Below are 26,352 nucleotides of genomic sequence, written 5' to 3' on the forward strand. Positions count from 1 at the left end.
TTAACACAATAAATTATGGATTGGCAACTCGTAAACTTTATTTTTGATTATTATTCAACCCTTGATTCGCATTATAGAGTGAGAATAGATATATTGCTCAGTACCAGCAGCTCCAATAGAGCAATGTTCTGCTAACTTTTGCTCTAACAGTTGAGTTTTAAACGACTTCAATAGCTGCCCTATTTTAGATAGTATTGTGAGTCTGGGGTGATATAAATGTCGATCAACAAGTTGCCATATTTCGCGTTCTACACCATTTAATACTTCATTTAATTTTTGATCCTTACCATCATTACAACCATCTAATGTATTGTAGGCTTTTAAAACCCATAAGTCTCTAACACTCTTCTGCCACAGTTGAAAAAGAGCGTCTCGAAACGATGTGTTATTTTGCAAGCTTTGATCTTCTACTAACCGCTTCATTTGTTCTGTCCTAGCACCATCTACTGATGTATCAAGCTCACGTTGTTGGTCTTGTGGTAACAAATTTTTTAGTGTTTGGTAATTGTCTACATTTGAAAACACCTGATACAATTCTGACGCTCGATTATATTGAGCAGTAATGATAGCGCTTGGAATGGTTTCAGCAATAAAATAAAACTTTTTTCTTAGTAACTCATCATTTACAACAGCCGAGCAGCCGTGGATAAGCTGATTCAGAAGTGTAGTCTCTGTCAAACGCTGGCGCCAGTGATTATTGAACTGAGCATTAAAATCGTCTGCTGAAACATCATCAATAGCCGATTGTAACATTGCCGTATATGGCTCTTCTATGAACAAGAAAGTGTAATTAACTCCTCTATCACTGTATCGCAAGTTTTTTCGTAGTACCCATTTACTATATCTATCATGAGCATTCGATGCATAAGTAAGAGAAGGATTATTCTCATGTGTGTTTATATTGTATGCATTTAAATGACCCAAAAATTGATTCTTCTTGTTTTTTATAAGAGCAGCAAGGTCGAGATTTTTATAATTCAACAACGAATAATAATTATAAAATCTTTTGATTAACTCACATAATGGATAATTGGCTATGTCAGTCGGAGATCCATAGACATCTTTTAGGCTCTCAAGATCCGAATGCAACAATAAATTTGCAAATATAAGCTTCCAAGCACACGATGAGATCTCAGACATACCAATATCCGCATCAATAAATAATCTTTCCGACTTAGCATATTGAAGTAATTTTCCTTTATCCTCCGCCTCCAAGTGGTCATATTTTTGATCCTCTGTCAAATTGCTTGGCAATGAAGCAATGCCTTCCCTGAGTTGTTGTACATTATTAAACACACTATTTAAATTATTAATAACGCTTGGTGTTGTCGTATTATGTGAAGTGGTGCTTTCACTGATTATATTTTGAGTCGAATTATTGTTTCCTATCGTTGTTATCTGATTAGGCAATTGACTACTATTGATACTACTTGTTGTTGCTGTGTTTTGAGGAGGATTAGTACCCCCCATCGTTGGTGTCGTAGTACTCGAAGAGTAATTTGGATTTACGCTACTTGTTGCTATGTTTAGAAGTGGATTAGTACCCCCCGTCGTTGGTGTCGTAGTACTCGAAGGGCGATTTGGAGTTACGCTATTTGTTGCTGCTGTATTATGCGTAGAAATAGTACTCGTTGTCGTATTGCTCGTTGGCGTACGTAAAAGCAAATCAGTCATCGGCGTTGTAATATTGTGCTGATCTGTCGCCATAGCATAGGTTAAAAATAGTTTGTTATAAGCCGTTGCCGCCTCTTTAAACACCTGTGGAATAGCGCGATCTCGCAATAAGCGTTTAACATTTAAATAGCGAGGATTCGCACCTGACACATATGCAATACGCTGACTTAATGCATTATAATCGTCAGCATTAAGGAGCACATTGACACTAATTATCTTCTTATGACCATTACTAATATTATTCAATTCACTCACAACATAACTGCTTACTGGCGCGAACAACTTGTGCTTGATGTGATGATTATTTTCAGCTGGTGACCAAGTACCATCATGTGGATTAATTGACACCCGAGAAGAAACGCTTGACCCCACAACGGATAAATACCCCGTTATATTGAGTGGCCTCATCGGTGCTACACCATCAGAAAACAGCGCATGATGCTTGATAATAGTGTTTAAACGATTGTCATGAGAGTTGACAGTACCCACTTCATCATGAATCTCCTGTGCTTCGGGCTTATATTGCACTACAAAAAATAATTCATCCCCATTTTCTGTATACGTCTTAATAGCAAGCTGGTTAGCAAACAGCGCGTTTACAGGGTTATAGGTTTGCACCAAAGGTACGTTAAATGGAAAAGCAAACTGTTGCCCATACATTCCACGTCTTTGATCTATCCAGGCATTTTGGGCAAACTGAGATATATTGACTGAACTGAAAACCAAGCCATGATTGATGCTGTATCTTGGGCCATTTAGTGAGTTAGCAGCAAGTGCATTGCCAAAATAATCTTGAATGGCATCACGGCGATCCGTTTCTGGCATTCTTAGCAAGATGTTAAGTGGGCGATACCCATTTAATTGAATTGCTTGTGTTAGTTGATGAGTACTTTGACTGCCTGTAGCATAAACAAAAAGCGTTAGCTGATGAACACAAGTACTATTGTCTTGAGGTTCATATCTAACACGAACACGGTAGCGGTGACCATCAGCAGTGGTGTTGAGAATTCTAAAGTTGTTAGCATTTCCACCTAAAATTTCATGGCGAAAAGCATAATCAATCAAATCACCATTTCTTGAATCCCTTTGCAACTCAAAAACATATTCATGTGTGTTATCATTCGAATTATCTGATTCGATAAAATGATTATTGCGTGGATTTGTATTAACAATACGATCTGCAAGACGCTCGCTAAGCGGGATTTCAGTGCTTGAGATATCTGAATAAATTGGTGTGCTAACGCTAGTATATTCGGGAATTTGTCTCAAAGGATCAGTTGCAGGAACCTGTTCGGGCAGATTAACCACTGGCGTATACACACTGTTATCAGTAGGAACTCTCTGCTCAACAGGTCGATTGCTCTCTGGACTTTCAGTAGATTCACCACCGCCACCACATGCGCTTAGCATCATCGCTGCCATTGTTTTTAAGCCTAACTTGCTGACCCTACTTATAGTTTTGCTCATTACTTCACCCAGCTTAAAATTGAACTTAAGTTTATATTTTTCTACTATAAACCACCGATTGCGCGATATTGCCGTCTCTTGCACTGCTGAAATGGGGAGGTTAAACTAGTGCTACAACTTTTAAATATGCAACTACTTGATCTCCCCTTGAAACGCCATATTTTATGGTGCATTATACCATTTAAAATATTCGCATAACTTGGATATGCGGCACTAGTCATACCGCTCCCGTGGCATGGGAGGCTTGGCGGTTTTTAGCAGTCCCCAAGGCTGCCTGATTAAACGTTATTCCAAGACTTAAAACTTACGAGGTTCATCTGAATCTCGTCTATTTTCTGATCCAGACCACAGCAAGTTTTCTTGTTGATGTTTCATATGATTACCCCAATAATCTTAATGCTTGACAATGTTGATCATATACTGGGTGTTACTGTTATAGTATGCTTTAGATGTAGGCAGTTGTATTAATATTCAGAAAGGGTGATGCCCCATTTTTTAATGGGGTTGCAAAGCAACTTAGTCAGGAGGCTATAGCTAGAATTCTCAATAAGAAATAAGCTAATATTTCTAGGTTGGAAAAAAACACAGATATGTATATATCTACCATCAAGCATTATATTGAAGCAATGGGGGGACACTAGAGATTAATGCTATTTTTCCAGAGGGAAAAGTCAAAATAAATCAATTCCATAACATTTAGAAGATGCTTCAATGCAAGCGTTGCCCAATAGCTGAATATTAACGACGCTCACATCCATCATGAATAGCAGCTAAAATTTCATTGTTATCGAACTTTTTTAAATTGATGGTATTGACATTTTGCAGTGCTTGCAATGCATCGAATTCAATGTTAGCAGCCAGCTCAATTTCCTTGATTTCATTTTTATTAAGCCTTTTTTCAAGGTGATTTGAGAAGTTTTTAATTTTCATTATTGAATCTCCTTTAATATTTTCTTGTTGAGATGATTTATCACCCATCTGTAGTAATGAAATTATACATCCATTGTTAGATTTATAATATAGCGATCAGTATCAACATACATCAAAAACAGTGAAAATCCAGTTAAGCAAACAGATCGCTTAAAACAATGCGATCAATTGCCTATTTTGATGTGGTAAATACGTAAGCTAAAGCGCAATGATCGATCAACTAGGCATACGATTTAATATCTCAAAAATCACGTTATAGTGATGGCATCTAGCTAATACATAAGAATGTTTGCTGGATTAAATGTTGATTAAAAAATTAATTTTAGGAGAAGAATATGAGCGGTTTGAAAATTATACTAAAAAACAATGCCAGTCCTGGCAAGACTAGAGAAATATCCATTGGTGAAACTTTATTGTCAGGTCGTTTTTTCAACCATGGCTTGGGTCGTAATGCTACTGTAAGCGTGAGAAATGCAGATATGGAGGGTGGAGGTACTAATCGTAAGAAATCTTCTATAGACTATGATGAGCGAGATTATATTTCTGGCAATATATTAATCAAGGCAGTTGAAGCTTATTTGAAGGAAAAATTACCAGGGGTTAGTAAGCAAGGCGGAAAATATGTTCTTAATTGTGGGGAGGATAAGCATGTTGAGATTTTTGAAGAACTTAAAAATAAAATCAATAGCAAAGACTTTATAAACGAACTTAAGGGGTTTGACAAAGAGCTTAGAGATATTTTAAAGGAAATTGAAGAAGAAAATCCTGACCATAAGGACTTGGCAAGGGGTATTATGAAAGAAGCAATGGTAGAAGCTACGACTAAAGCTTTAAAAGGAGAAGATTTTAAACTACCAGACCTCTTGCAAGAAAGATCGAAAGCTAATAAAGAACTAGAGTGGTCAAGTGGGACAATTGAAAAAGCAGAGAGCTGGGCAATCAGATTAGCGAGTTGGCTTAAACGTACTTTTGAAAACTTATTCCAGAAAAAAGGACTAGGGGAAGATACTTACCGAAAATGCTCTTTAATTGATGATTATGTAAGCCGTAACATAGGCAATAGTGAAGACAGTAAAGAAAGTGGCAGTTTATTATCAAAAGCAGGTAACCTATTAAAAGAATTTTATATTAGGAGAGTTAATGAAAATTTAGAGTTTTTGGATTATTTAAGTGGTAAAAGTGTAGATCGTGAATCTGGTGTATATAACAGTATACGTGACATGCATGAACAAATACTTATCGATAGTAATAATCAAAGTAGTCTTGCTTATAAAGAGGCTGATTCAAAAATATCAGCACGTTACGGGAATTATCAAAACATTTTCAAGCAGTTAAATGAACAAAAAATCTATCAGGACTTATCAACAAAAGCCAAAAAATTACCAGAGTCAAGTGGGCCCAGCTAGTACCTCTCCCCTTGCGGGAGAGGTCGTGCAGCTTAAGCTGCACGGGTGAGGGGAGTAATTGAAGCTCAACTTATTTTTGAATTATTACCAACTTTAATTTATCTAGTCTTGCTAGGTTAACGGGAATTGCTGAAAAAACTCTAGTCCTGAATAACTAATTTTAAGCTATATCTACCAAAACATAACAGAGAGAAATATAAAAAATGATAAAGTATCAATTAAAAGACAATGCAGGCGATAATAACGACTGCCTGATTATTTCTATTGGACGCCTTGCTGATCCTTCGCTTAGTGAGGCAGATGCATTAGCCCATGGTTGGCTAGCCATTGAGGATGGGATTGATCAAAGTGATAATGATAAGCTTTTGAGCTTGTATGAGCTTTTCAAACAAACCTATCAAGGCGATATGACTAAGATTGGGCAATATTTGCCATTAGCATTATCTGACGCACATATAAACGAAACCAAGCAAACCTTTATAGATGAGCTTAAGGATTTGTTTGGGGGAGCTGAATTATCACCTGATATTATCGAATCACAGTGGCGAGATAAACTACAATCAGATCTACGTGATTTTATTCAGCAGCTAAAAATGCAAACCTTCCAGAAAGATATTGGTTTACTTTACGCTCTGCCTGCGAATAATCGGAAAAGCGTTATAACCACATCGTGGCATGATCTTGATAATCCAAAGCGTTTTATTGGGCTTTATGAGAGCTTTCGTGATCATATAGCCACAGGAGAAGTGCCTCAGCTTTTAGTGCATAATGGCGGACATTTCAGCAATGTTGTACCTTATATAACAGGTAATATAGAGATTAATTCAGAACAAGATATAAAAGAAATGTTTGTTGGTTTGATGAATGATGGCTTGATGGAGGCTGCAGGATTTACTCACCTTGAAGCTTTGCAATCGCTGTCACAAGAGCGCGACTTTAAGTATACAATTGACATCTTAGAAACAGATCTTAAGCGCGCAACGCCAAGCTTGAATCAACCTAATAACTTTGATCAATGCCTAACTTTTATGAATCACGCACACAAGCAAACGCCAGAGCATAAAGTCACTGATCCAATAGTTCCCTAGAAATACTGCAAAATAATTTACGAGTGGTATACACCAATTGTGTGAATGATCTTAACTATACTCCTATCCTTAAAATAGGTACATGTTAAGCAAAAAATCAAGATGTTTCTCAGATAAATATCAACACTGTATAAAAAATATAAAAATAACACCATTAACCCTATGTCCTTTAAGTTTGATAAAGGCATACAACCAGTACATATTAATCATATAAAATGAGGAGAAGCATATGCCTAATCAATCAGTAGCTCAAGCTATGAAAGATATTACCCAGAATCATAAAAATTACCTTGAGCAAGTAATGAAGACAAATATAATAAAACAATTCAGCAACGGTAAGGCAAATGATCATAAAATCGAGCTATTGATGACGCAGTTTGATCCATTTTCATCAGAGTTTTCAACAAAAATAGATAACTTATTTGAGAGCATGTCGATATCAGATCAAATTAAAGCAGGGGTTTTGTCAGGGCTAGCAGGCGTGGTGAGTGGTGGTGTTGCTCGATCGACACTAAATGAATTACTCCCCATTCCTGAATTTACACCAGGTAAAAATCTTGCAATTAATACCATCAGTGTGGCACTAGGGGGTGTTGTTGCGAATGCGTTTTATAATATCCTGCCTGAAAAAACAAGGCCAGAAATAGACTTAGAGACATTTCAAAAACAATTCAAAGAATCAGGTTTCTTTGCGTTGAGTAACGACTTAACGGAAAAATTTATTAAACTTTTTCATTACCGTCAGTCTTTACTATATGGAGATCAGCACAATATGTCTATTGATATGCGTGCTAAATTTAAGGATGAAGCCGACAGTGATGAATATAAAATTGCTGTTGAAACTTACTTTTTGACTGAACTGGATAAACTATTTGTTAAATCATTCAAAGATATTTATGAGATTCATGATGAAAAGATTCAAAATGATAAGAATAGTTATGGTATGACAAGAGTAATCAAACGTTACTTTGATGATGTTGATCCAGATAATTTTACACAAAAGCTTCAGGTAAGCTTTTTAACTCAAGTTAGTAAGTTTCTTACCAATCAAGCTGATGAGCCAAGTACTTATGCACAATACTCCTTTTTACCAGCAAGCGCATTAGGGCTTGCCACAGGTGCTTTGGCGTTAGCTGCCGCACCAGTAAGTGCTGCAGTTGCATCAGCGGCTTTAGTGAGTGCGCTTGCTTATTATTTACCATTAAATGTTGAGTCATTAATGTATAGTCATAGTAAAGAAGAGCGTCAAGCACTTAATAACATTACGCAAACAACTAACAAGAAGGCGATCGAGCTTGACATGCAAACCAAACAAGTGATGCCTACTTCAAACAGCAGTATTAATCAATTACAAAATTATGTTTCTAATCAATGTGATGGATTAGTATATAATGCCTACATTTTAGTTGGCTCAACGCAATTCTGGCTTCAGGAATATGCTAAGCGTTATCGTCATAGTAAACGCATTGAAACTGATCTTGGTGCAAAGGCGATTGAACGGATTGCTAAGACTGCTGATCGTCAAGCAATAGACTTTGCCAAGTTGCTGGCGGCAAATATCAATGACTCTACATTTAAGAAGTGCATCCAAGAAACTCAGAAATATTTAAATAATCGTGATAACAGCAGTTTTATCGAAAAATTTGGCGTAAAAGCAAAAGTCAAAGATCAGATATTGGAAATTGTTGCTACTTTACCAAAAGATAAAGTATTGCCTCAGTATTTGACTGCCTTTTATGTCAATGAACTTGATGGTATTGCGCATGACTTAACACAAATACGTGATCTTAAGACCAATGAGGCGTTAACAGATGCCGCCAAAAAACTCAATACTGCTTTTGGTGCGACTTCTTTAGAAAAGCAGGCATATATTTTAAGAGGGGATAGTGTGCTACGTCATCTCTTGGCTCTGCCTGCAGACGACAAATTGCCAGAGATTGATGAGAATAATATCGATAACTACTTAACACAATCCAGAGATTTCTTATTTTCGTTATTAAAAAAACCAGACATTGATTTAAATGCAGAAAACCACCTTGAACAAGCCCTTACATACAGTAATGAGTTTAGTGTCTATCATACATTACTACTTAAACAATTAGCAAAGTTGATTGATCCAAATAATCAATCAGTAAATGATAAAACAAAGGCAAAAATACATCTTTTTCTCAAAGAGAAATTGTTTGTCGATTATTCAGACTTGTTAAGTCAAGCATTTACTGATGCCTTGTTAACTGGAAATAATCCAACGCCAGAAAGTATATGTGAGTCAATGCGCAATGCCATGGCTTATACTAAGCGGTTTTACGCTCCTGATGCACTAATCACAGCAGAGGCAGGCGCATTTGTGAATAATAACGATAAGCTTCTTTTTGCATTGCATAATAAGCAGGTGAATTTCATGCCTGAAGCATCAAGGGACTATTTAGATAAACTCGATAAAGCGATAGCGTCAACACGAGACTTTATTGAAAACATCAAGGATAATCAAATTCTTGTTGGTACTGGTGCATATGGTATTTACTTATATGAAGTACAGCAGGAGATTACAAATGCCATCAATAATATTAAGCAATATACAAAGGATAATCCTAATCACAATCAAGTGGATTTAAGTAAAGCAATAGAAGACTTAAACAAATACAAGCAGGAGATAGATCATAAACTTTCCTTGCAGAATATGCGTTATGACAATTCACAGTATTATCAGCTAATTGATGGGATGATAAGCAAGGTGCAAGCCCATGAGAAATCACAATATGGAACCTTTAGGAGTGATAAAAATAAAATAAAGGTGGCAACGGCTGTTATTGGAAATCTTAAAGCATTAAAAGATAAACCCATTGAACAAGCTAAGTTTGATGATATTTTCAAGCTTTCTGAATTATCTGATCAAGATAAGAAGGATCTTCAAGACTTAAAGAGTAAAGTTGGTAGCCCGTTACTTGATCAAATGAGCAGATTATTGGAGCACTTTAAAGCATATATGGATGAATTGGCATCCTTTTCAAGCAATAACCAAGTTGAAATAAAGCGAACTAAAAGCGATGGGGATCTTTTATCCAAGAATAAGAAGGGTGTTGAGGTCTATAATACTAAGCCACAAAAAAACGATGGTTGGGAGTTTATTCTTAAGAAAAAGGCATCTGAGCAAGATCTTGGGTTGCTCCCAAATGTTAACTAGCCTTTCCGGTTATGACAACTAGAAAGGCATAGTTAAATCACCATGAATCGATGTTATTATAGGCGTTTAGCCTGTTTTTTTATGATGTTTTTGCAAGGTGAGTAAGTTGGCATTATGGTCATACACACTCAAAGCATGAAAATAATGCTTTGATAAGAGCGCTTCATATTAACAATTTAGAGGAAAGAATAATGCTAGATATACAAAAAGTACAAAATTTTGCCAATGATGTAAAAAAAAAGCAATCTGAAATAGAAAAACGCTATCAGCAAATGGGAGATTATTTGCTAACAGAAAAAGCAGGCTTATTAAGCACTATGATTAAAGGTGGTATTAGTAAAGATAATGCATATACTATCTGGTTTGCGATGTCTGCATTGGCCTTAGATGACATGCAACGCTTTAAAGAAGTAGCAGATAAGTTAGCGAATAACCCCGAGGCCTTGCAGGAAGAAAGTGAACGCTTAAATACACATCAGTTTGCATCACATAATCTGCTTCACTTAAAAATATTTGTTGCAAAAAATAAGCTTGAAAAGCCAACATTTAATTCTGCATATGACCAATGTCAAGCTAGGATGAAAAGTACTAATCATAAGATGGCATTAGGTGTAGGTTATGCGAAAAGGCCAAACCCTGCAGATCCGAAAAAATTCATCACAGGTATGAAGAACAATCTAATATCTAAAAATAGCAACATCTCGATGCCCTTTAAGGCTGCCGAAGGCAATAAAAATGCCGCTAAAGGTTTACAGCCATTTAAACCATTTAAATAAGTGCCTATGCAAATATGATCAGAAATTTTTTGGATTCTCGGATCAAGTACGATAATGACCACGAGTCTTCATAGTAATCAATCAAAATTAAGTTGAGGTTCAAATTCCCCTCACCCGCACAGTCTAAGCTGTGTGACCTCTCCCACAAGGAGAGAGGTGATAGCCAATGCAGTTTGTTTTTCCACCATGGCATAGTAACTCCAGATAATAGAGAGAACCTAATATGAATAAGTATCACTTTAATTTAAATGATGCACAAAAATTACGCGAAGCAAAAACGCTTCAATTACTGCAGAAAATGGTTGATGAAAATCAGGATATAACGCCATTTGACGATATTGAAAAAGAAGAAATCAAAAAGGCAAAAAACCTTACATTTGCCAATAAAAAATTAGTAAACAAAGTAAATCAATTTATCAAGGACAATAAAATTGAGTTTATGTCTTTTCAAGAGTTAAGCACAATTAGCCCGCAAGACACACTGAGAAATATAATTGGTGCTAGTGATGGATCAAATACATATAATCTTCATAGCAGTTATGTTGGTAAGAAGTTTCAAAGCAGTGCGGATCGCCGCTCAGGCATAAGCAATTATTGGCTGCACAATGTGTTATATCATGGTCGTAAGCTTTGGGCATCGGATGTGCATTCTAGCTCGGTTCTTGTGCCATACCAGTCAAAAATGGGAAAAAAGAGTATTATTGTTCAAACACAAAACAATGCTCGAGAAATTTATCAGCAAGGTGACAATAATGCACCTAAATTAATGCTATATCAAACCTTGCTTAAGCCCGGTATTGCAGGGTTTGTCACAGGCAAAGAAAACCAAATGTTACGCTATAAAAATAAGGCGGTGTATGATTTCTTTAGAAGTCTTGGTGATGATAATAAGGGGATTATACTAAGAACAAATTACTCGGTTAATATGTCGCTATTGTGCAAGGTCAATAATTATCTTTGTAACAATGTTTTCTTTGGTGTAAGCCTTTGGCAGCGTAGGAAAGTCGTCAAAAGACTTCAGCAACTTAATAGTGAGCGAAACGGGGATAGCAAGGAATTAGTTAAACAAGCTTTAGTAAAATATGAAAAAGCGATGAATACAACCTATCCAAATCGACGTGATATGCTCTCACGAGCTGCTTATGAGCTGATTGCAGTTAACCACCTAGGTGGTAAAACACATACAACTTGCAAGTCAGGTAAAGATCGCGCGGGAATGGTAAAGTTATTTGCAGATGCTTTGTTAGTGCACTACCAAGATAATGGTGCTTTTCCGGATCTTTATAATACAAGAGACCAAAGGCATTTTGCTAAGATATTTAAAAAGCTTTTCTACTCTGAGCATATGCAAACAATTGCAGATATGAACTCGCCAGGCGCATATGGCTTGAAAAGCATGCAAGCTGCGTTACCTAAGTTTTTATATGAGGAATTGAAAAAGCGTGACCCCAAAAGGTTTTTATTTTTTAAACAAGCAGCGAAACTCAATAATCAATTATGTCAATTTAAACTAGGCGTCGCAAAACCTTAAGTAATAATACAATAAGAAAGTTAATTATTTTAAATAGTAAGGATGTTTTAATGAGAATTATTGAACTAATGAAATTACTTGGATATAGCCCTGATGAGGGCGGTGTTTGTTATGGTATTGCATTTACCGCAGTTCAGGCTGCGCTGGGTCATTTAGCGACTGATAGCACTAGCCTGTTTAAGCAATTCCTTCATAGAGCAAAGTCGATACAAGCTTTTAGTGAAAATGATAAGAAGATACTATCATTTCTTACGCATATTTGGCACTCTGATCAGGCAAGAGACCAAGAACAAAAACAAAAAATCTTGAATATTGAAATTAAGGACATTACATTTGGTGAGTTGTTAGCATTCTGCGATACAGTATTATTGTATCAAGGTGTTATAAATGATCCAAACAATGATAAAGAGTTAAAGGACAACCTAGGAAACTACCTGTTTGGTACGCAAGACTATCAAAAGGCAGCAAAACTCTTTGCAACCCAAGCCAAAGACAATCAAAAAGAAATATTTGCCGGCAATGATACCGTTATAGGTATTAATGATAAGACGTCGTTTACAGAATTTTTAAAGGAAAAAAAAGAATCTCAAGAGTTTGTTTTAACTGTTCAAAGGCCGAGGCATAGAATGGCACTTGTATGCCATGATGAGAAGTGGCATTTGATTGATCATGATGAAATTTTTGTAGAAGAAGCTGTAGGCAAGTTTGATAAAATATATGAAAGACTAAAACAGCAGGGTACTATTGGCAACTCTAATCTGTTTAATGTATCAAGCTACTCAAATAATCCTAATGTGTTCATCAATAGTAAATATCAATCGTTTTTAAAAGACATCATCCAATCAGAAGATAGAATTGAAGATAAATTGAATGTATTTGTGGAACTTGTCAAAAAATATATTACAAGCCCAGCTGTGTTAAAGAAAATTTTTTTGGGTAGCAATTATCCTGAAGGGAATTTATTTTTACAGATGCTAAAGCAGCAAAAGGATAGTAGTGATCAAGAGTTTAAATCCTATTTGGAAGGTTGCAAAAGTTTGTCAATAGGTGTGTCAGACTTGCTAAGATGTTTAGCAGTTGAAGATGATAATAAAAATAATCAAATACAAAACGCCTTGCAAAACAATCATTCTTTCGTGCTTTCTCGAATAATAAAGATGCTAAAGTTATTTGACATAAATGAACAAGCATTAAAGGAGTTAAAGGCAATATTGACACATGAAAACAACACTAAACAAAACACTCTGTCAATTATAGTTGACAAGAATGACTCTCGTGCTTTTGGTGATTACCTAGAGCTGATAAAGCGCTTTGATTTAAATGATACGAGTGAGCTAGACAAATGGTTGATATATAAGCATTTTAAGGTGGTGAACGATGTCGGAAAAAGTAAAGAAATAAATAATGATTATCCAGTAATGTTTTGGGCGCTTAAAGAAGGCTTATCAGACATTGTCGAGACGATGCTGCATAAATTAAATTCTTTTACAATAGATAACCATAAATTAAAAACGTTACTTGTTGCTAAAAAAGGCGTTATGTCAGGATTGTTTATGGCATTGTATCATAACCGTAGTGAAGCAGTAAAAGTCTTCTTATCAGGCGTAAAAAAACTCAACTTGGGTAAGGAAAATCTTAAAGAAATGCTTAGTGATATGCTATCTAAGCTAAAACTACCCTCCAAACCTGAAGAGTCATTGATTAATAACAAATCAGTCAAAGTGTTAGTTGATGAATTGAGGCACTCCTCGTTAGCTAACAGCGATATTAAAGAAATATTACCCTTGCAGTTATATGACGAGCATTTTTCGGAAAACATTCAAGTATATAACAAGAGTTTTTTAGATAACATTCAAGAAAATAATTTCTTTCACTTGCTTTTTAAAGAAGCAAGCGCACAACAAGAGAATGAGTTAGCAGGTGAGATTTAATGCGCTATTTTTAATTATTTAGTTTGACGTTTATCAAGGCAGGCGATTATAAGGTCTCAATAAATATAAACCCCGTTAAACTACTGTAAATAAAGACTTAAATAAACGTTTAGCTTGATTCAAAGCTTAGTTTTTGCAAGTGCTGTAACGTCGTATTATCTTGATGTCAAAACACAAAAATAATAAATTTTCTGATGAGAAGAACACATATAATACTTGGTATTGCCATTGGTTTTTTGACACAGGGGGCCTTTGCAAATAAAAATGATGTTGATCAATTAGTCAGCTCAATGTTTCCGCTAACACCAAGTCAAATTAAGGAGATTAAGTCAGACGTATCTGAGCGTCAGAAAGCCGCATCAACGGTACCGGCAATGTCAGGAACGCAAGGGGTTTCGCGCGTATTAATGACGAGTCTTAATCCAACTAAGCACATCACGCCACCAAACGTGCGCTTGGGCGTTGGTGTGGTTACCTCGCTTATTTTCACAGATGCCAATGGCAATGTTCTGCCAATTAGCAGCTATGTTATTGGTAATAGTGGTGATTTCAAGGTGGATTGGGATAAGAAAAATAACGTCTTAATGATGCAAGCAATAAAGCCGTATTCACAGACGAATATGGCTGTTATGCTCAATGGCTTATCAATTCCTGTGACGATCACGCTGTTATCAACACAGTCGCAATGGGACTATTTAGACTATATTCGTGTGATTGACTCTAATGGACACAGTGACAGTGAATTAACTCAGTTAGATGGCGGTGTATTGGTTGATTTACTGCATGGCATCGTGCCGGATCAGGCGAAAAAGTTAACTGTCTCAGATAGTGCACTTAGTGCATGGCACTATCAAGGACATTATCTATTAATAACCGAAGGGGTGCTGGTATCACCTTCGTGGACTCATCATGCTGAGGATAATACGACTACACATATCAATGCTTATGAAATTAATCCAACGTCAGTCGTACTTGTTTCAACAAGCTCGGGTCTAAAAAAAGTGATGATTGGGGGTGATGATGTTTAAAGCGTTACTGAAATTTTTTGCGCAACATCCTAGGGTCAAGATTCTTTGTATTTTTCTTGGTAGTGTGATGGCAATTACGATTGCAATATCACTATTTTCAAATAGTTCTAAGAGCTATTTGTCATCATCAATTAATAATCAAATCTCACCCAATCAACCAAATGATCTGCACAAACGCGCCTATGACAAGCTGGTTCAACAGCAAAATAAAGAAAACGTTTCTCAGGCAAAACAATCTCAAGATAGCTATATAGAAAATATTTTTAGTACGAACGGGCAAGATGCTCATCAACAAACATCTAAAAGTGAGGATCCTAAGTCATTTTATCAGCAGCAATCAGCAAGTGATGAGCCAGACAAAAACAATTCATCCTTAAAAGCACCTGAGATGCAAGCGTGGTCAAATAGTGACAGTTCATCCGCTTTACAGGCAGAACAAAACAATTTTCAGCAATTAATTAATGTCTGGAATAAAGTGCCTACCATGCAACAAGTAGTTATTAATAATGGTGATAACACGGCAACTGGTGCATCAACTGCGCAAAATGGTTCAGTGTTGTTAAAAGCTGGTGATATTTTATTTGCCGTCTTAAATACAGCACTTAATAGTGATCAGGCGAATACTCCGGTATTAGCGACGATAGTCGTTGGCAAGTATAAAGGGGCAAAATTATTGGGTAATTTTGAGCGTCAAGAAGACAAACTGGTGGTTAAATTTACACGTATGTCGATTCCTAGTGCCAATAGTAGTATGCCAATCAACGCTTATGCAATTGATCAAAACACAGCACAAAGTGCTATGGCAACCAGTGTGAATCATCATTATTTATTGCGCTATGGAAGTTTGTTTTCAGCGGCATTTTTGCAAGGCTTTGGAACCTATTTTTCAGATGGCCAGAATAATAGTTGTCCAGCAGGTGCATCTATTTGTATCAATACGCAAAGAACCGCAATGACAACACAAAACGCAACCTATGCAGGTTTGGGACAAATTGGTAGTGCATTAAGTGCTGCGATGGCTCAGCAGTTTAATATGCCGCCAACCGTAAAGCTCGCGCAGGGTTCTGCTATTGGCATCTTAATTATGGATGATGTCCATTCAGCAAAAATATAATTACTGGTTGTACAGCTACACAAATTATTTGGAGATTAATACTATGCAAGAAGATGTTTTTAAAAGTCAACATAATCAAGATGATCATGGAGAAGGTTCATCAGTTGAAGATGCGTTATATTCATCAAGCGCGCCATCAAATAAAGCACAACGATTTAAATTTGAAAAAATACATATTGCTTATGCGGTTACTGGTATTGCGATGGTTTTTGGTGCTTATTTATTACTAAGTCCGCTTTTTTCATCAACAAATCCTAGTCAAAAAGACCCATCGAGTAATCAAATGCTTGATCAACAGTGGCAACAAGTTAACTCACCTAGCTTGCCTGTTAGTGGCAATGATTATCCTGCCTATAGTCCACAGTCATTACATCAAAAGCGTGAAGCTATGACAGAGGGACAGTTGCAGTCATTAATCACGATGCAGCAGCAAACACAAAAAGAATTAAAATCAAGCTATTTAATATTGGCACAACATATTAAGTCAATAGAAAGCGATATCAGAGTACTCAAAGAAGGTATGGCTAAAATGACACAAAATAGTGATGTAATGCAAAAAGCTCAAACTGCACTAAGTAGCATTGAAAGTCAATTGCAAGCGATGAGTGCAGCAAAGATGGCAAGTATTGATAAGCTGAATTTAACGGCGATTGTTGATGGGGTTGCTTGGCTTGAGGATCAAAATGGTTACACCCGTACAGTAGTCAAAAATAGTGACATTCCCGGTTATGGCAAAGTGCTAAAGATAGATGGCATTCATAATAAAGTCTTTATGTCATCTGGTTATGTGTTTTCATAAATACATTGGAGCTTGGTTATGTTAAATCATTTGTATCAAGGTGTTGAAGAGTGTTTTGCTTGGCTTGATAAGTTTAGTAAAAAGTCTTTGACAAGCTACTGTGAATTAGAAAGCGCTGATGATGAACATACGTTGATCACTAAGGATGGCGCATTGCTTTCAGTCATTGATTTCTCAGGTGTGAATAAATTAATTTCGGATCTTGAGTTCAAAGAGCTGGCAGGTCATTTGCAACAAGCGCTAACACCATTGCTACAAAAACAAGGACATATTGTGAAGTGTTTATATCGATATGATCCAAGTGAGATTGATGAACAAATCGATAGACTTCAACAACCAAGCATCCATACTGCCAAGCGCCTTGATATGCCATTGACTGATTACTTTGCTCAAACCAAAGAGCATCTTTCTCAGCAGTGTAATTTTGAGCAGGTTTATTTGTGTATATGGACAACTTCATCAATTATGGATAGTGCACAAAGAAAACGTGCATTCACGCATAAAGCCAAATCTATTAAAGATTTAGAGCTCAAGCTCTCTGCAGAGTCACAGCAGTTTTTAAACGTACTTCCTGAGATAAGGCTAGCACATCAATCGATGATGTCGCTGATGAGCAATGCGTTAAACGTCATGCAGATAAGTATGAAGCGCTTGACAGTAGGTCGTATATTATCGACTATCAAATGGCAGATAACACCAAATCATCAGCAAAAAACTTGGCAAGCTTTATTACCAGGTGAAACACACTATTTTGATACAAATAGTAATGGAAGTCATGCAAACTATTTACTTTGGCCAAGCTTCTCTGAGCAGCTGTTTACCGAGGATGGTGTAAATAGGTCATTATCTGAAGCAGCATTTGGTGAATACTACTATGCCCCAGTTACTATTGAGTTGTTTCCAAAAGATATCAAACCGTTTTTCAACTTATTTCGCGCATTGGTTGAGAGTAATATCCCTTGGCAGATAAGTTATAGTTTGTCACACAATGGCATTAATGTGAGCAAAACAAAATCAACTTTGGCGCAGTTCTTAAAGTTTTGCTCGCATGAAAATCGCCTGATCTGTGATGCGCATCGGTTATTAAAGAGCATAGAAGAAAAAAGTGACGTACCGGTTGTCAAGCTATCTGTTAGTTTGGTTACTTGGGCTGCTAAGAATGATATTGATCGACTCATGCAACAAAAGTCAATGCTGATCAAAGCGGTACAAAGTTGGGGTGGGGCACAAGTATGTGATAAGTTTGGTGACCCGACAAAAACAGTATGTTCAACTTTATTAGCACTTGACAAGCAACATGTTGCAGGGGTTGTTGGTTGTCCATTAAGTGATGCAGTTAAATTGATGCCTCTGTTTAGACCTGCATGTTCATGGGAGTCAGGTGCCACCATTTTTAGGACACCAGATGGCAAAACATGGCCATATCAAAGTGGTTCTTCTTTGCAGGTTAGTTGGGTTGAGCTTGTGTATGCACGCTCTGGTGCAGGCAAATCGGTATTATTAAATAAACTGAATCTAGGAGTATGTTTAAGGGCAGGATTAGATGAGCTTCCGTATATTTCAATCCTAGATATCGGTGAATCATCTTTTGGATTAATCCATCTTTTACAGCAACATAAAGAGAATACTAAGGGTATGGCACTTGCCCAAAGTTATCGATTTCATTTATCTGTTGAAGATGCGATTAATCCATTTGATAGCTATTTAGGCTCAAGAGTGCCCAATATGATGCATCGGCATTTTCTCGTGAACTTCATCTCTATCTTGATGTTAGAAAATATTACGCATAATCTACCTGATGGGATGAGTGCGATGATCACAATGGTGATTGATATTGTCTATCGCAATGCTAATGATGACAATCAGCCAAAGCTTTATTTAGGTGGTGTTGCTGCTAAAGTCGATGCGTTTTTACAGACGCATAATGATCACGATATTGACTCCAACATAAGTAGTTGGTGGGATGTGGTTGATTATTTATTTGCACAGGATGAAATATCACTGGCACAATTGGCGCAACGCCATGCTTCACCGTTATTAGTTGACTTGGTATCAGCGGTACATCATCCATCTATTGTTGATTTGTATGGCAAACTGACCTTGAACAATGGTGAAAGTTATATTGAATACTTTTGTCGCAATATTGCCAGTTGTATTCGTAATTACCCAGGTGTCAATGTGGTCACTAAATTATCAGTCACTTCACGTGTGACGGCATTTGACTTATCCTCAGTGGTGACTACCGGTAGCGCCAGTGATGAGAAGAAGTCAGCTATTGCTTATATGCTAGTAAGGCATGCAACATCAAATCAGTTTTATTTAAAGACAAGTGATTTAGATGGTTTAACTGACAACTACAAGCACCATCACACCCAAAAAATTAAATCGATGATCAATATTCCTAAACGTATTGTTTTTGATGAATTTCATCGCACATCGAATTGTTGGCCAATCCGCCAACAAGTAATCAAAGATATGCGCGAGGGTAGAAAGCAGAATGTACAAGTTGTTCTAGCATCTCAGGCATTAGCGGATTTTGATCCTGTCATCCTTGAGTTTGCAACATCTATTTTTATTTTGAGCGGGGGCAATCATAGTGCTCTGAATCAAACAGTTAAAACATTTGGGCTGAATGAGACGGAGCGCTATGCTTTGCAAAATTATGTTCACGGTCCTAGTGCCACTGGGATGACTTTTTTATCACAGTTTCATACCAAATCAGGGATCAACACACAGTTATTAAACTTAAGTTTAAGCGCCTATGAACTATGGGCTTTTACGACAACTGCTGAGGATATTTATCTTCGCGATCAACTGTATGAGCATTTACCTGTAAATGAAGCGCTTTTGCAGTTATCACAAGCGTTTCCAATGGGGACGGCTAAACGTTATTTTGAGATGCAGTCTCAGATTTATCCAGATAAGAGCATTTCTTTTTTATCAAATGCGTTTATAAAAAAAATATTGATGCAAGTATCTGGCATCACTGAGCTTAATCTTGAGGATAGGGAGTATTAAATGTCTTTACATCATGAAATAAATAGTTATTGGGCATCATTCTCAAACGCCTATATCAATAACTTATTAGCAGCTTTTGAGCAAATCGAAATCGATAAGAGTGATCTTTATAGTACTGAAGATTATCATGAGCTTGAGGTTTTTTTTGATCAAAGCTATATCTGGCCTGCAACTAAAGAGAATGTCATTAGTATTATTGAAGTGGCTAACATGTTGCCAACAAAAATACTCATGTATTACATGCAACGTTTAGCAGAGGAAAATGCGGATATATTTGATGCGTTTTACATCACTATAAGCAGTGAATCTAATCAGGATTTTCAATACTTGCTTAAGCGATGCATCTCTTTTGAAAAATGTCAGATTATTACCAGAGTGATGTGTTATGAGCGCCTGCATACCTTAGAAAAAGTATTAACTCGTGCAATGGATGAAGTATGATGAAACAAGACAACTTAAAACAAGTTATGCAAAATATTTCATTCTACCGTGATAATTTCAGGTTATTGATCAAGGTGATTATCGTGAGTTGTTTGATTAATATCGGTTTATTGTTGGCATGTTGCTATTGCTACCATAGTAAGGAAGAAAAATTTCTAGCAGTCAATGACCGCGGTGTGATCAAACAAATCATGCTATCTAAGACGCCAAGCATCAATGATCAGATGGTTATTAACTGGGTTAGCCAAAATATTGTAAAAGTTTATGCGTTAGATTTTCTAAATTATCGGCATGAGCTAAGTGGCATTGAACCACTGTTTACCAGTGACGGTTGGCATAGCTTTAATAGTGCGTTTGCTAATACTTTGGCTCAGATCAAAAGTAAGAAAATTGTGGTTAGTGCGACACTGAATGATGTGCCAGTCGTGACAGCCAAAGGCTATCTATCAGGTATTCGTAGTTGGAAAATACAAGTCCCATTACTCATAAGTTATGCCAAAGCAGATGAAGTACAAAATATCCAAGTGATATTACAAGTGACTATTCAACAGCAGCAAGCCAAAGATGCGAATCAAAGTTTATTTGGCATCGCACAAATTATTCAAAGCAGTAATTTAACATTTTAATTTTTTAATCGCGTTTATAAGGAAGCCTCATGTTTAAGAAAAAAACACGTTTGAAACGCATAAAGAAACTGCTATTAATAGATGCATTGAAGATGCAAAGCAAGGCAATTATCAGTCTTGTCACAAACTTATTTTCAGTGCCGACATCGCAGACAAACATTTGCTATGACGATCTTAAAAGGCTGGATATCAATGATGACAAGCTGATATTGATCACCAAAAAATTGCGTCTGATATACAAAGGGTGTTTGGCAGTTGCTGCAGTCATATTTATATATTGTCTGTGGTTGTTATACAGTAAGCTATATTGGCTTTCTTTATTGGCATTTTCAGCAGTCATATTAAGTTTAGCTCAAGCGTTTAAACATCACTTTTGGTTATATCAAATCAAACAAAAACGTTTTGGATGTAGTTTTCATGATTGGCTGTTTAGCTTTACAGGTAAAGGGGGAAAGAAAAATGATTAGCTTTGCGCAATCAACAAATGATGCTTCATGGAAGGTGCTCAATGAAATTTTTGGCATTGATGGGCCGGCTAGTTCAATTAATGATACGACGCATACTGCCTTTAAAGCGATTATTTATCACTTTAATCTTGGGCTTTTGAGTGTAGTTATTTTTATTTATGCTTTCATTGTGATTATTGGCACCATAAATACAGCAAGAGATGGTACGTTTCTAGGGAAAAATTGGGATTCTTATTGGATCCCTATTCGTAGTGTTTTTGGTAGTATGGCGGCAATTCCCGTCAAATCTGGATTTTGTTTTGCGCAATATCTTGTCTTTATGGCGTTGTCGACAGGGATCTATTTTGCCGACTATGTCTGGCAATCAGTAAATAGTGATATTGCAAATCAACATTTGCCACCGGTGATTAGCTCTGATATTTCCTCGGGAATTAAAGACGATATTGGTACTTTTATGCTAGCGAATTTTGCAGAAAATATGATTAAGCTAAACCAAAATTTATGCACGCCTGCTGGGGAGTACGTAAAATGTACGATGCCAATTAAAGCGGATAATACGCCTGCGAATATGATCAATATTGCTGATTCCATCGCTGCAAGCTCAGCGGGTAACTTTGCATCTTGGCAACCTTTTTTAAATCAAGGTATGAACACATGGTCATTTTTGGATGGTAATCAGTATCAACAAGTAAAAATTGCCAATGTGATCTATCATGGCATGTTTGATGTTTACCCACCGATTAAACAAAGAAATGATTTTACTCAAGCGATTAATCAGTACGCTCACGATGCTACTAATTTAACAAACATTATTAACTATTCTCAAAACCCGCAAAGTATTGATCTAAATTCACAGGCTCTAATTAAACTCTCTGACAATATTATTAATGGACTTGAAAAAAGGATAAAGAAAGACCATGATCAAGAAGCTAATAACAATAATGTTGACACGACAAAAGGTTGGTGGAATGCAGATCAAGAATACCTTAATCTAGACAAAAGTTTTTCAAATAACCTAGAGAAGTTTTATAAAAACTTTAAAGTTTTTGATCAGTTGCAGCAAAGCAATGCAAACTCAATGGTAGATATTGATCTAGATAAGGTCAAAGTGAACTATTACCACAATAGTATAGATACAAACAAGCTGATGACAGGTAATTATCAGGAGGGCGATACAGATCAAACAAGTCTTATCACAAGTCCATGGTTCCAGTTACATGAGAGTGATCGTGATGCTAAAACGCAAAACAAATTAGCTTTTGATATGCGTAAAGTTCAAGATACTTTGACAAAAGCATTCCAAGGCAATGATAAATACTGCGTGTATTTAGGGCAAAAACTAATGGTGAGTGATAGTATTACTTCTTGTACGCAGTTGGTAAATAATATTGTGCCGATGAATATGTCCTTTCAACAAGGCCGGTTTTTATTTTTAATCAGTAATTTATTAAGTGCAGATGAAAAAAGTAATCAACCAGCTTTTGAAAAAGATCAGCTAATTGCAACAGATACATTAAAAATATTAACTTTCTTAAGAAAGAATCAAGTCAGTTTTTTGCCTGCCAACCATATTGAGCGTGATGTGGCGTCACCCGCATCACAATTTATCTCAACAATGCTAGCAAAGATGTCCGTTAATGATGATATTGGTCAAAATAGCATTATGGCACAAATATACAACATAGGCAGTGCAGTTAATACTAAAGGAACAAGCGTTGTTCAGGATCATTTTTCGATGATGCAACAAATTCAAGGCGTGGGCTTTTCAATTATACAAACAACGATATCAACTTTACTTAGTATTTATAATGCATTTGATGGTAAGGTGTATGATTATAGGTCACGGATTGCGGTCGCATATAGCGGTTTATCAGCATTAGCAATAGGTTTAAGCGCTACACCGTTTACAGATATTGGCTCAACAACAGCTGCTCTTGGCATTGGTGGGATTCAAATAGGATTTGGTTCATTAATGCTTAAGATTATGAGTTCTTTTATCTGGTTACCTATTGTATTCTTTGTACTTATCACCCTTTTTGGTATTGGGGTATTATTTGCTTTAATTATTCCATTGGCACCATTTATTTTGTTTTGGGCAGGGAAAATCGCTTGGCTTTTATTGGTGATAGAAGCGCTGATTGCAGCTCCAATTGTTGCTCTGGGTATTGTTTACCCGCAAGGACATGAAGTGTTTGGCAAAGCCGAAACGGGTATTCAGATTATGTTGAATATTGTATTGCGTCCTGTGTTAATGATCGTCGGATTATTAGCAGGCATTGTCCTAACCTATGTCGTGATTGGTTTTTCAGCAACAGGTTTCCATTCTATTATGTCGCAAATCAGCGCTCTTTTTGATGGTAGTTCGGTTTATGTTAATGGTACCTTTAGTTTGTTGTGTGTATTGCTTTATGCAAGCTTTATAGCGATAGCTTTTAATAAATGCTTTTCGTTAATTTACTTGCTACCGGATAAGGTACTGCAATGGATTGGACACAATGCCAGTGAAAGGGCAGGTGTCGAAGACTTGCAAGAGATGAAGTCGGCCTCGTCACAAAACGCTTCAGGATTAGCGCAATCAGGCACGCAAGCTGAAGAAAAAGCGAATCAAGCGCAAACACAGTACACAGACTCCATGTCTTCAGGTATGCAGAGCTTTACCTCTGCACGGTACCCAAAGGAAGGCAAAAAAGAAGGTGAAAAAGAAGGCAAAAAAAATCAAGCTGATGCAGGTACAAGTACAAACCCAAATCCATGAGGAAGAAAGATGTTAAAGAAAATATATTGTGTATTCGTGGGAAGTGCTTTGCCATTGCTTGGCTTTTCACACAATCCTCAGTTAAATGTTTCATTAAAAAACAACTGCCCCTACCCGCTACAAATCACTGTGGCACAGTTAAATGATGGTTATAATGTGGTTGCTGGCAAAGAAGTTACAACAACTGTCTTATCAGGACAAACAATAAAGAATGTGGCGACATATGGTACACCTAATATAAAAGTTTCAGATAATAGAGGTGGCTATATGGTTGTTAATTTGTCAGATCACTACAGCTTTCCCAATTGGTGGGGGCATATTAATCAAATAAAAGGTAATGACTATCATGACCTCAGTCGTGGCGATTGGAGTGAAAGCAACGATGGAGATATAGCCAGTGCGCAAGCAACTGCTTGTGGCAATATCTCTCTATTTGCTTTAGGTCTAGGAGATATATCCATCAAGCAGAATGGTCAGGATGTATTCTATCGTGGTGTTGATATTAATAATGGTGTTTATCAGGTGTTTTTTAGTGCTAGCCCGACGATGTGTAATATTAGTAAAGGTAATATAAATTGTGATAACACGAATATTGGCTACACAAAGATAGGAGATAGAGTGTTATTTATTTGCCAACATAAGAACCAAGGGTCACCTGTTTGTAGTTGGTTATCCAATAAATCATCTGATATGCAGAGCACTTCTATTTATTAATATACCCATCACAAGTCATTTTACAGAATTTCTTGCTTTGTACTTCCCGCACTTATACCAAGTTGGATTGCTTTGAAACTAAACACCACAAAATGATTGTTTTTTGTATTTTATAGGGTTAAGTGACAAGAACCACTATGGATTTTTGTTATTTCTAAATTTAGCGCCTAAATCGGTGAATAATCTGGCATTAAGTGCACGGAAGGCTGCATTAATAAAGCTGTTACCAATTTGGTTGAGTGTTAGTGTGTTGATCGGCATTAGCTGATAATACATTTCATCAAACCATGTATTACCAATATTTTCAAGCCATGTGAGCGCACTTTGATGTGTGAAAATATATCGATCAAATCCATCAGACCTTATAATTCTACGTTGTTCGGATAATATCCCATCCCTTGAGAGTACCACCAGATATTCTTCTGTAAAGAAAATGATGGCATGATAGTATTGACCGTTATAATAGATCCTTAGCAAATAAGTCCCTTTACTGAGTTGGTTAAACATGTTGTGATTAGGACCTTGCTGCCAGTCTAAGTTTTCCATAAAAGGCATATCATCAATTCTCATGTTACAGCGTTCAATAAAAGAGAGCATATTTTCAATATGCTGCGATGTGTCCTCTTGTCTTGAGAGCTCTGCAAGTGCAGCAAGTATTGCTGCCAAGTAACTCAGTGTCGACCCACCTAAAGTATCATTAATAATCAGCCTATTTGCAATGTATTCAGCACGAATGAATGAGCGGTTAATTACAGGTTGCAAGAGCACTGCTTGCTCAAAATCATGATCGCACAAAAGTGGATCTGAGTTTGTCGTGGTATTTGTAGTGTTTGATGTATGGCATGTTTGGTTCCCAGATGTTGTTTGTGTGGCGTTATTAAACACAGCATTACTTTCTTCAGGTGGAAGGCTATAAGCGTAGTTGCAGCAGCACAAGCCAAAACTTACAAACAGTGATGCAATATTTTGCCATGAAATGGGATTATATTTTTGATTTGTCTTTATCATCGTGTCCTCATTTTTCTTTAGTGTTTTCCATTTCTACTATCATTTCTACTATACCCATGCAAAATGACTCACGAGTGGTATAAGCGAATTTATAGGCTCCGAATTGGGAAGTATATATACAAGCTGTCGTCGATTGTTTAAAAATTGTAGGTAGTCGTTAATGAGCACCCAAAGACTATTCCAAGCGCTATTGTTATTAGTTAATCTTATAGGTTAAAACAATATTACGATTGCATTGATATCGTGGTCACAGATTTAGAGTAGGTGTTATGAAAAAAATAGTATTTAATGCCCTGATTACCATCGCATTAATTCACATCAAATTATCTTTTGCCAATGGTAATGTACACAGCCTGAATATTTCCACTCCTAGGCTTGAGTTCTACAACATCAGG

Annotated in this window: 18 protein-coding genes; 15 read left to right on the top strand and 3 right to left on the bottom strand. The window is 36.6% G+C overall.

Annotation, left to right across the window (positions count from 1 at the left end):
* Window positions 1-54 precede the first annotated feature (54 nt).
* Complete coding sequence (locus ACY10D_RS04370) at window positions 55-3,141, bottom strand: hypothetical protein (protein ID WP_486999555.1); 3,087 nt, start codon at window positions 3,139-3,141, stop codon at window positions 55-57.
* 738 nt (window positions 3,142-3,879) lie between these two features.
* Window positions 3,880-4,071, bottom strand: a complete 192-nt coding sequence (locus ACY10D_RS04375; protein WP_486999556.1) for a hypothetical protein — start codon at window positions 4,069-4,071, stop codon at window positions 3,880-3,882.
* A 335-nt stretch (window positions 4,072-4,406) separates the two neighbouring features.
* On the opposite strand from ACY10D_RS04375, the gene ACY10D_RS04380 reads away from it, so the two are divergent.
* From ACY10D_RS04380 to ACY10D_RS04450, 15 genes are all read left to right on the top strand, one after another.
* Window positions 4,407-5,477, top strand: coding sequence for a hypothetical protein (locus ACY10D_RS04380; RefSeq protein WP_486999557.1), 1,071 nt, complete (start codon window positions 4,407-4,409; stop codon window positions 5,475-5,477).
* Window positions 5,478-5,680: 203 nt separating this feature from the next.
* A complete protein-coding gene (locus ACY10D_RS04385) occupies window positions 5,681-6,565 on the top strand; it encodes a hypothetical protein (protein WP_486999558.1) in 885 nt (294 codons plus the stop codon).
* Between the two features lie 229 nt (window positions 6,566-6,794).
* Window positions 6,795-9,749 carry a hypothetical protein gene (locus tag ACY10D_RS04390; protein ID WP_486999559.1) on the top strand — a complete coding sequence of 985 codons (2,955 nt, stop codon included), beginning with the start codon at window positions 6,795-6,797 and terminating at the stop codon, window positions 9,747-9,749.
* Window positions 9,750-9,940: 191 nt separating this feature from the next.
* Window positions 9,941-10,525: a hypothetical protein gene (locus ACY10D_RS04395; RefSeq protein WP_486999560.1), complete on the top strand. Its 585-nt coding sequence runs from the start codon at window positions 9,941-9,943 to the stop codon at window positions 10,523-10,525.
* Window positions 10,526-10,748: 223 nt separating this feature from the next.
* Window positions 10,749-12,056: a hypothetical protein gene (locus tag ACY10D_RS04400; protein ID WP_486999561.1), complete on the top strand. Its 1,308-nt coding sequence runs from the start codon at window positions 10,749-10,751 to the stop codon at window positions 12,054-12,056.
* A 50-nt stretch (window positions 12,057-12,106) separates the two neighbouring features.
* Entirely contained in the window at window positions 12,107-13,987 is a 1,881-nt protein-coding gene (locus tag ACY10D_RS04405) for a hypothetical protein (protein WP_486999562.1), read from the top strand.
* Between the two features lie 194 nt (window positions 13,988-14,181).
* Entirely contained in the window at window positions 14,182-15,015 is an 834-nt protein-coding gene (locus ACY10D_RS04410) for a DotH/IcmK family type IV secretion protein (RefSeq protein WP_486999563.1), read from the top strand.
* 67 nt (window positions 15,016-15,082) lie between these two features.
* Complete coding sequence (locus tag ACY10D_RS04415; protein ID WP_486999564.1) at window positions 15,083-16,129, top strand: DotG/IcmE/VirB10 family type IV secretion system protein; 1,047 nt, start codon at window positions 15,083-15,085, stop codon at window positions 16,127-16,129.
* Window positions 16,130-16,172: 43 nt separating this feature from the next.
* Window positions 16,173-16,928, top strand: coding sequence for a hypothetical protein (locus ACY10D_RS04420; RefSeq protein WP_486999565.1), 756 nt, complete (start codon window positions 16,173-16,175; stop codon window positions 16,926-16,928).
* An 18-nt stretch (window positions 16,929-16,946) separates the two neighbouring features.
* On the top strand, window positions 16,947-19,946 hold the full coding sequence (locus ACY10D_RS04425; protein ID WP_486999566.1) for a hypothetical protein: 3,000 nt from the start codon (window positions 16,947-16,949) through the stop codon (window positions 19,944-19,946).
* Window positions 19,947-20,387 carry a type IVB secretion system protein IcmW gene (locus ACY10D_RS04430; protein WP_486999567.1) on the top strand — a complete coding sequence of 147 codons (441 nt, stop codon included), beginning with the start codon at window positions 19,947-19,949 and terminating at the stop codon, window positions 20,385-20,387.
* Window positions 20,384-21,013, top strand: coding sequence for a DotI/IcmL/TraM family protein (locus ACY10D_RS04435; protein WP_486999568.1), 630 nt, complete (start codon window positions 20,384-20,386; stop codon window positions 21,011-21,013). The genes ACY10D_RS04430 and ACY10D_RS04435 overlap by 4 nt, the downstream gene beginning before the upstream one ends.
* A gap of 29 nt (window positions 21,014-21,042) precedes the next feature.
* A complete protein-coding gene (locus ACY10D_RS04440; RefSeq protein ID WP_486999569.1) occupies window positions 21,043-21,480 on the top strand; it encodes a hypothetical protein in 438 nt (145 codons plus the stop codon).
* Window positions 21,473-24,235 (top strand): DotA/TraY family protein, encoded by a 2,763-nt coding sequence (locus ACY10D_RS04445; protein WP_486999570.1) that lies wholly within the window; start codon window positions 21,473-21,475, stop codon window positions 24,233-24,235. The genes ACY10D_RS04440 and ACY10D_RS04445 overlap by 8 nt, the downstream gene beginning before the upstream one ends.
* 9 nt (window positions 24,236-24,244) lie before the next feature.
* Window positions 24,245-24,949: a hypothetical protein gene (locus tag ACY10D_RS04450; RefSeq protein WP_486999571.1), complete on the top strand. Its 705-nt coding sequence runs from the start codon at window positions 24,245-24,247 to the stop codon at window positions 24,947-24,949.
* Window positions 24,950-25,084: 135 nt separating this feature from the next.
* On the opposite strand, the gene ACY10D_RS04455 is transcribed toward ACY10D_RS04450, so the two are convergent.
* A complete protein-coding gene (locus ACY10D_RS04455) occupies window positions 25,085-25,957 on the bottom strand; it encodes a hypothetical protein (protein ID WP_486999572.1) in 873 nt (290 codons plus the stop codon).
* Window positions 25,958-26,352 lie beyond the last annotated feature (395 nt).

The organism is Cysteiniphilum sp. (genome assembly GCF_057495195.1).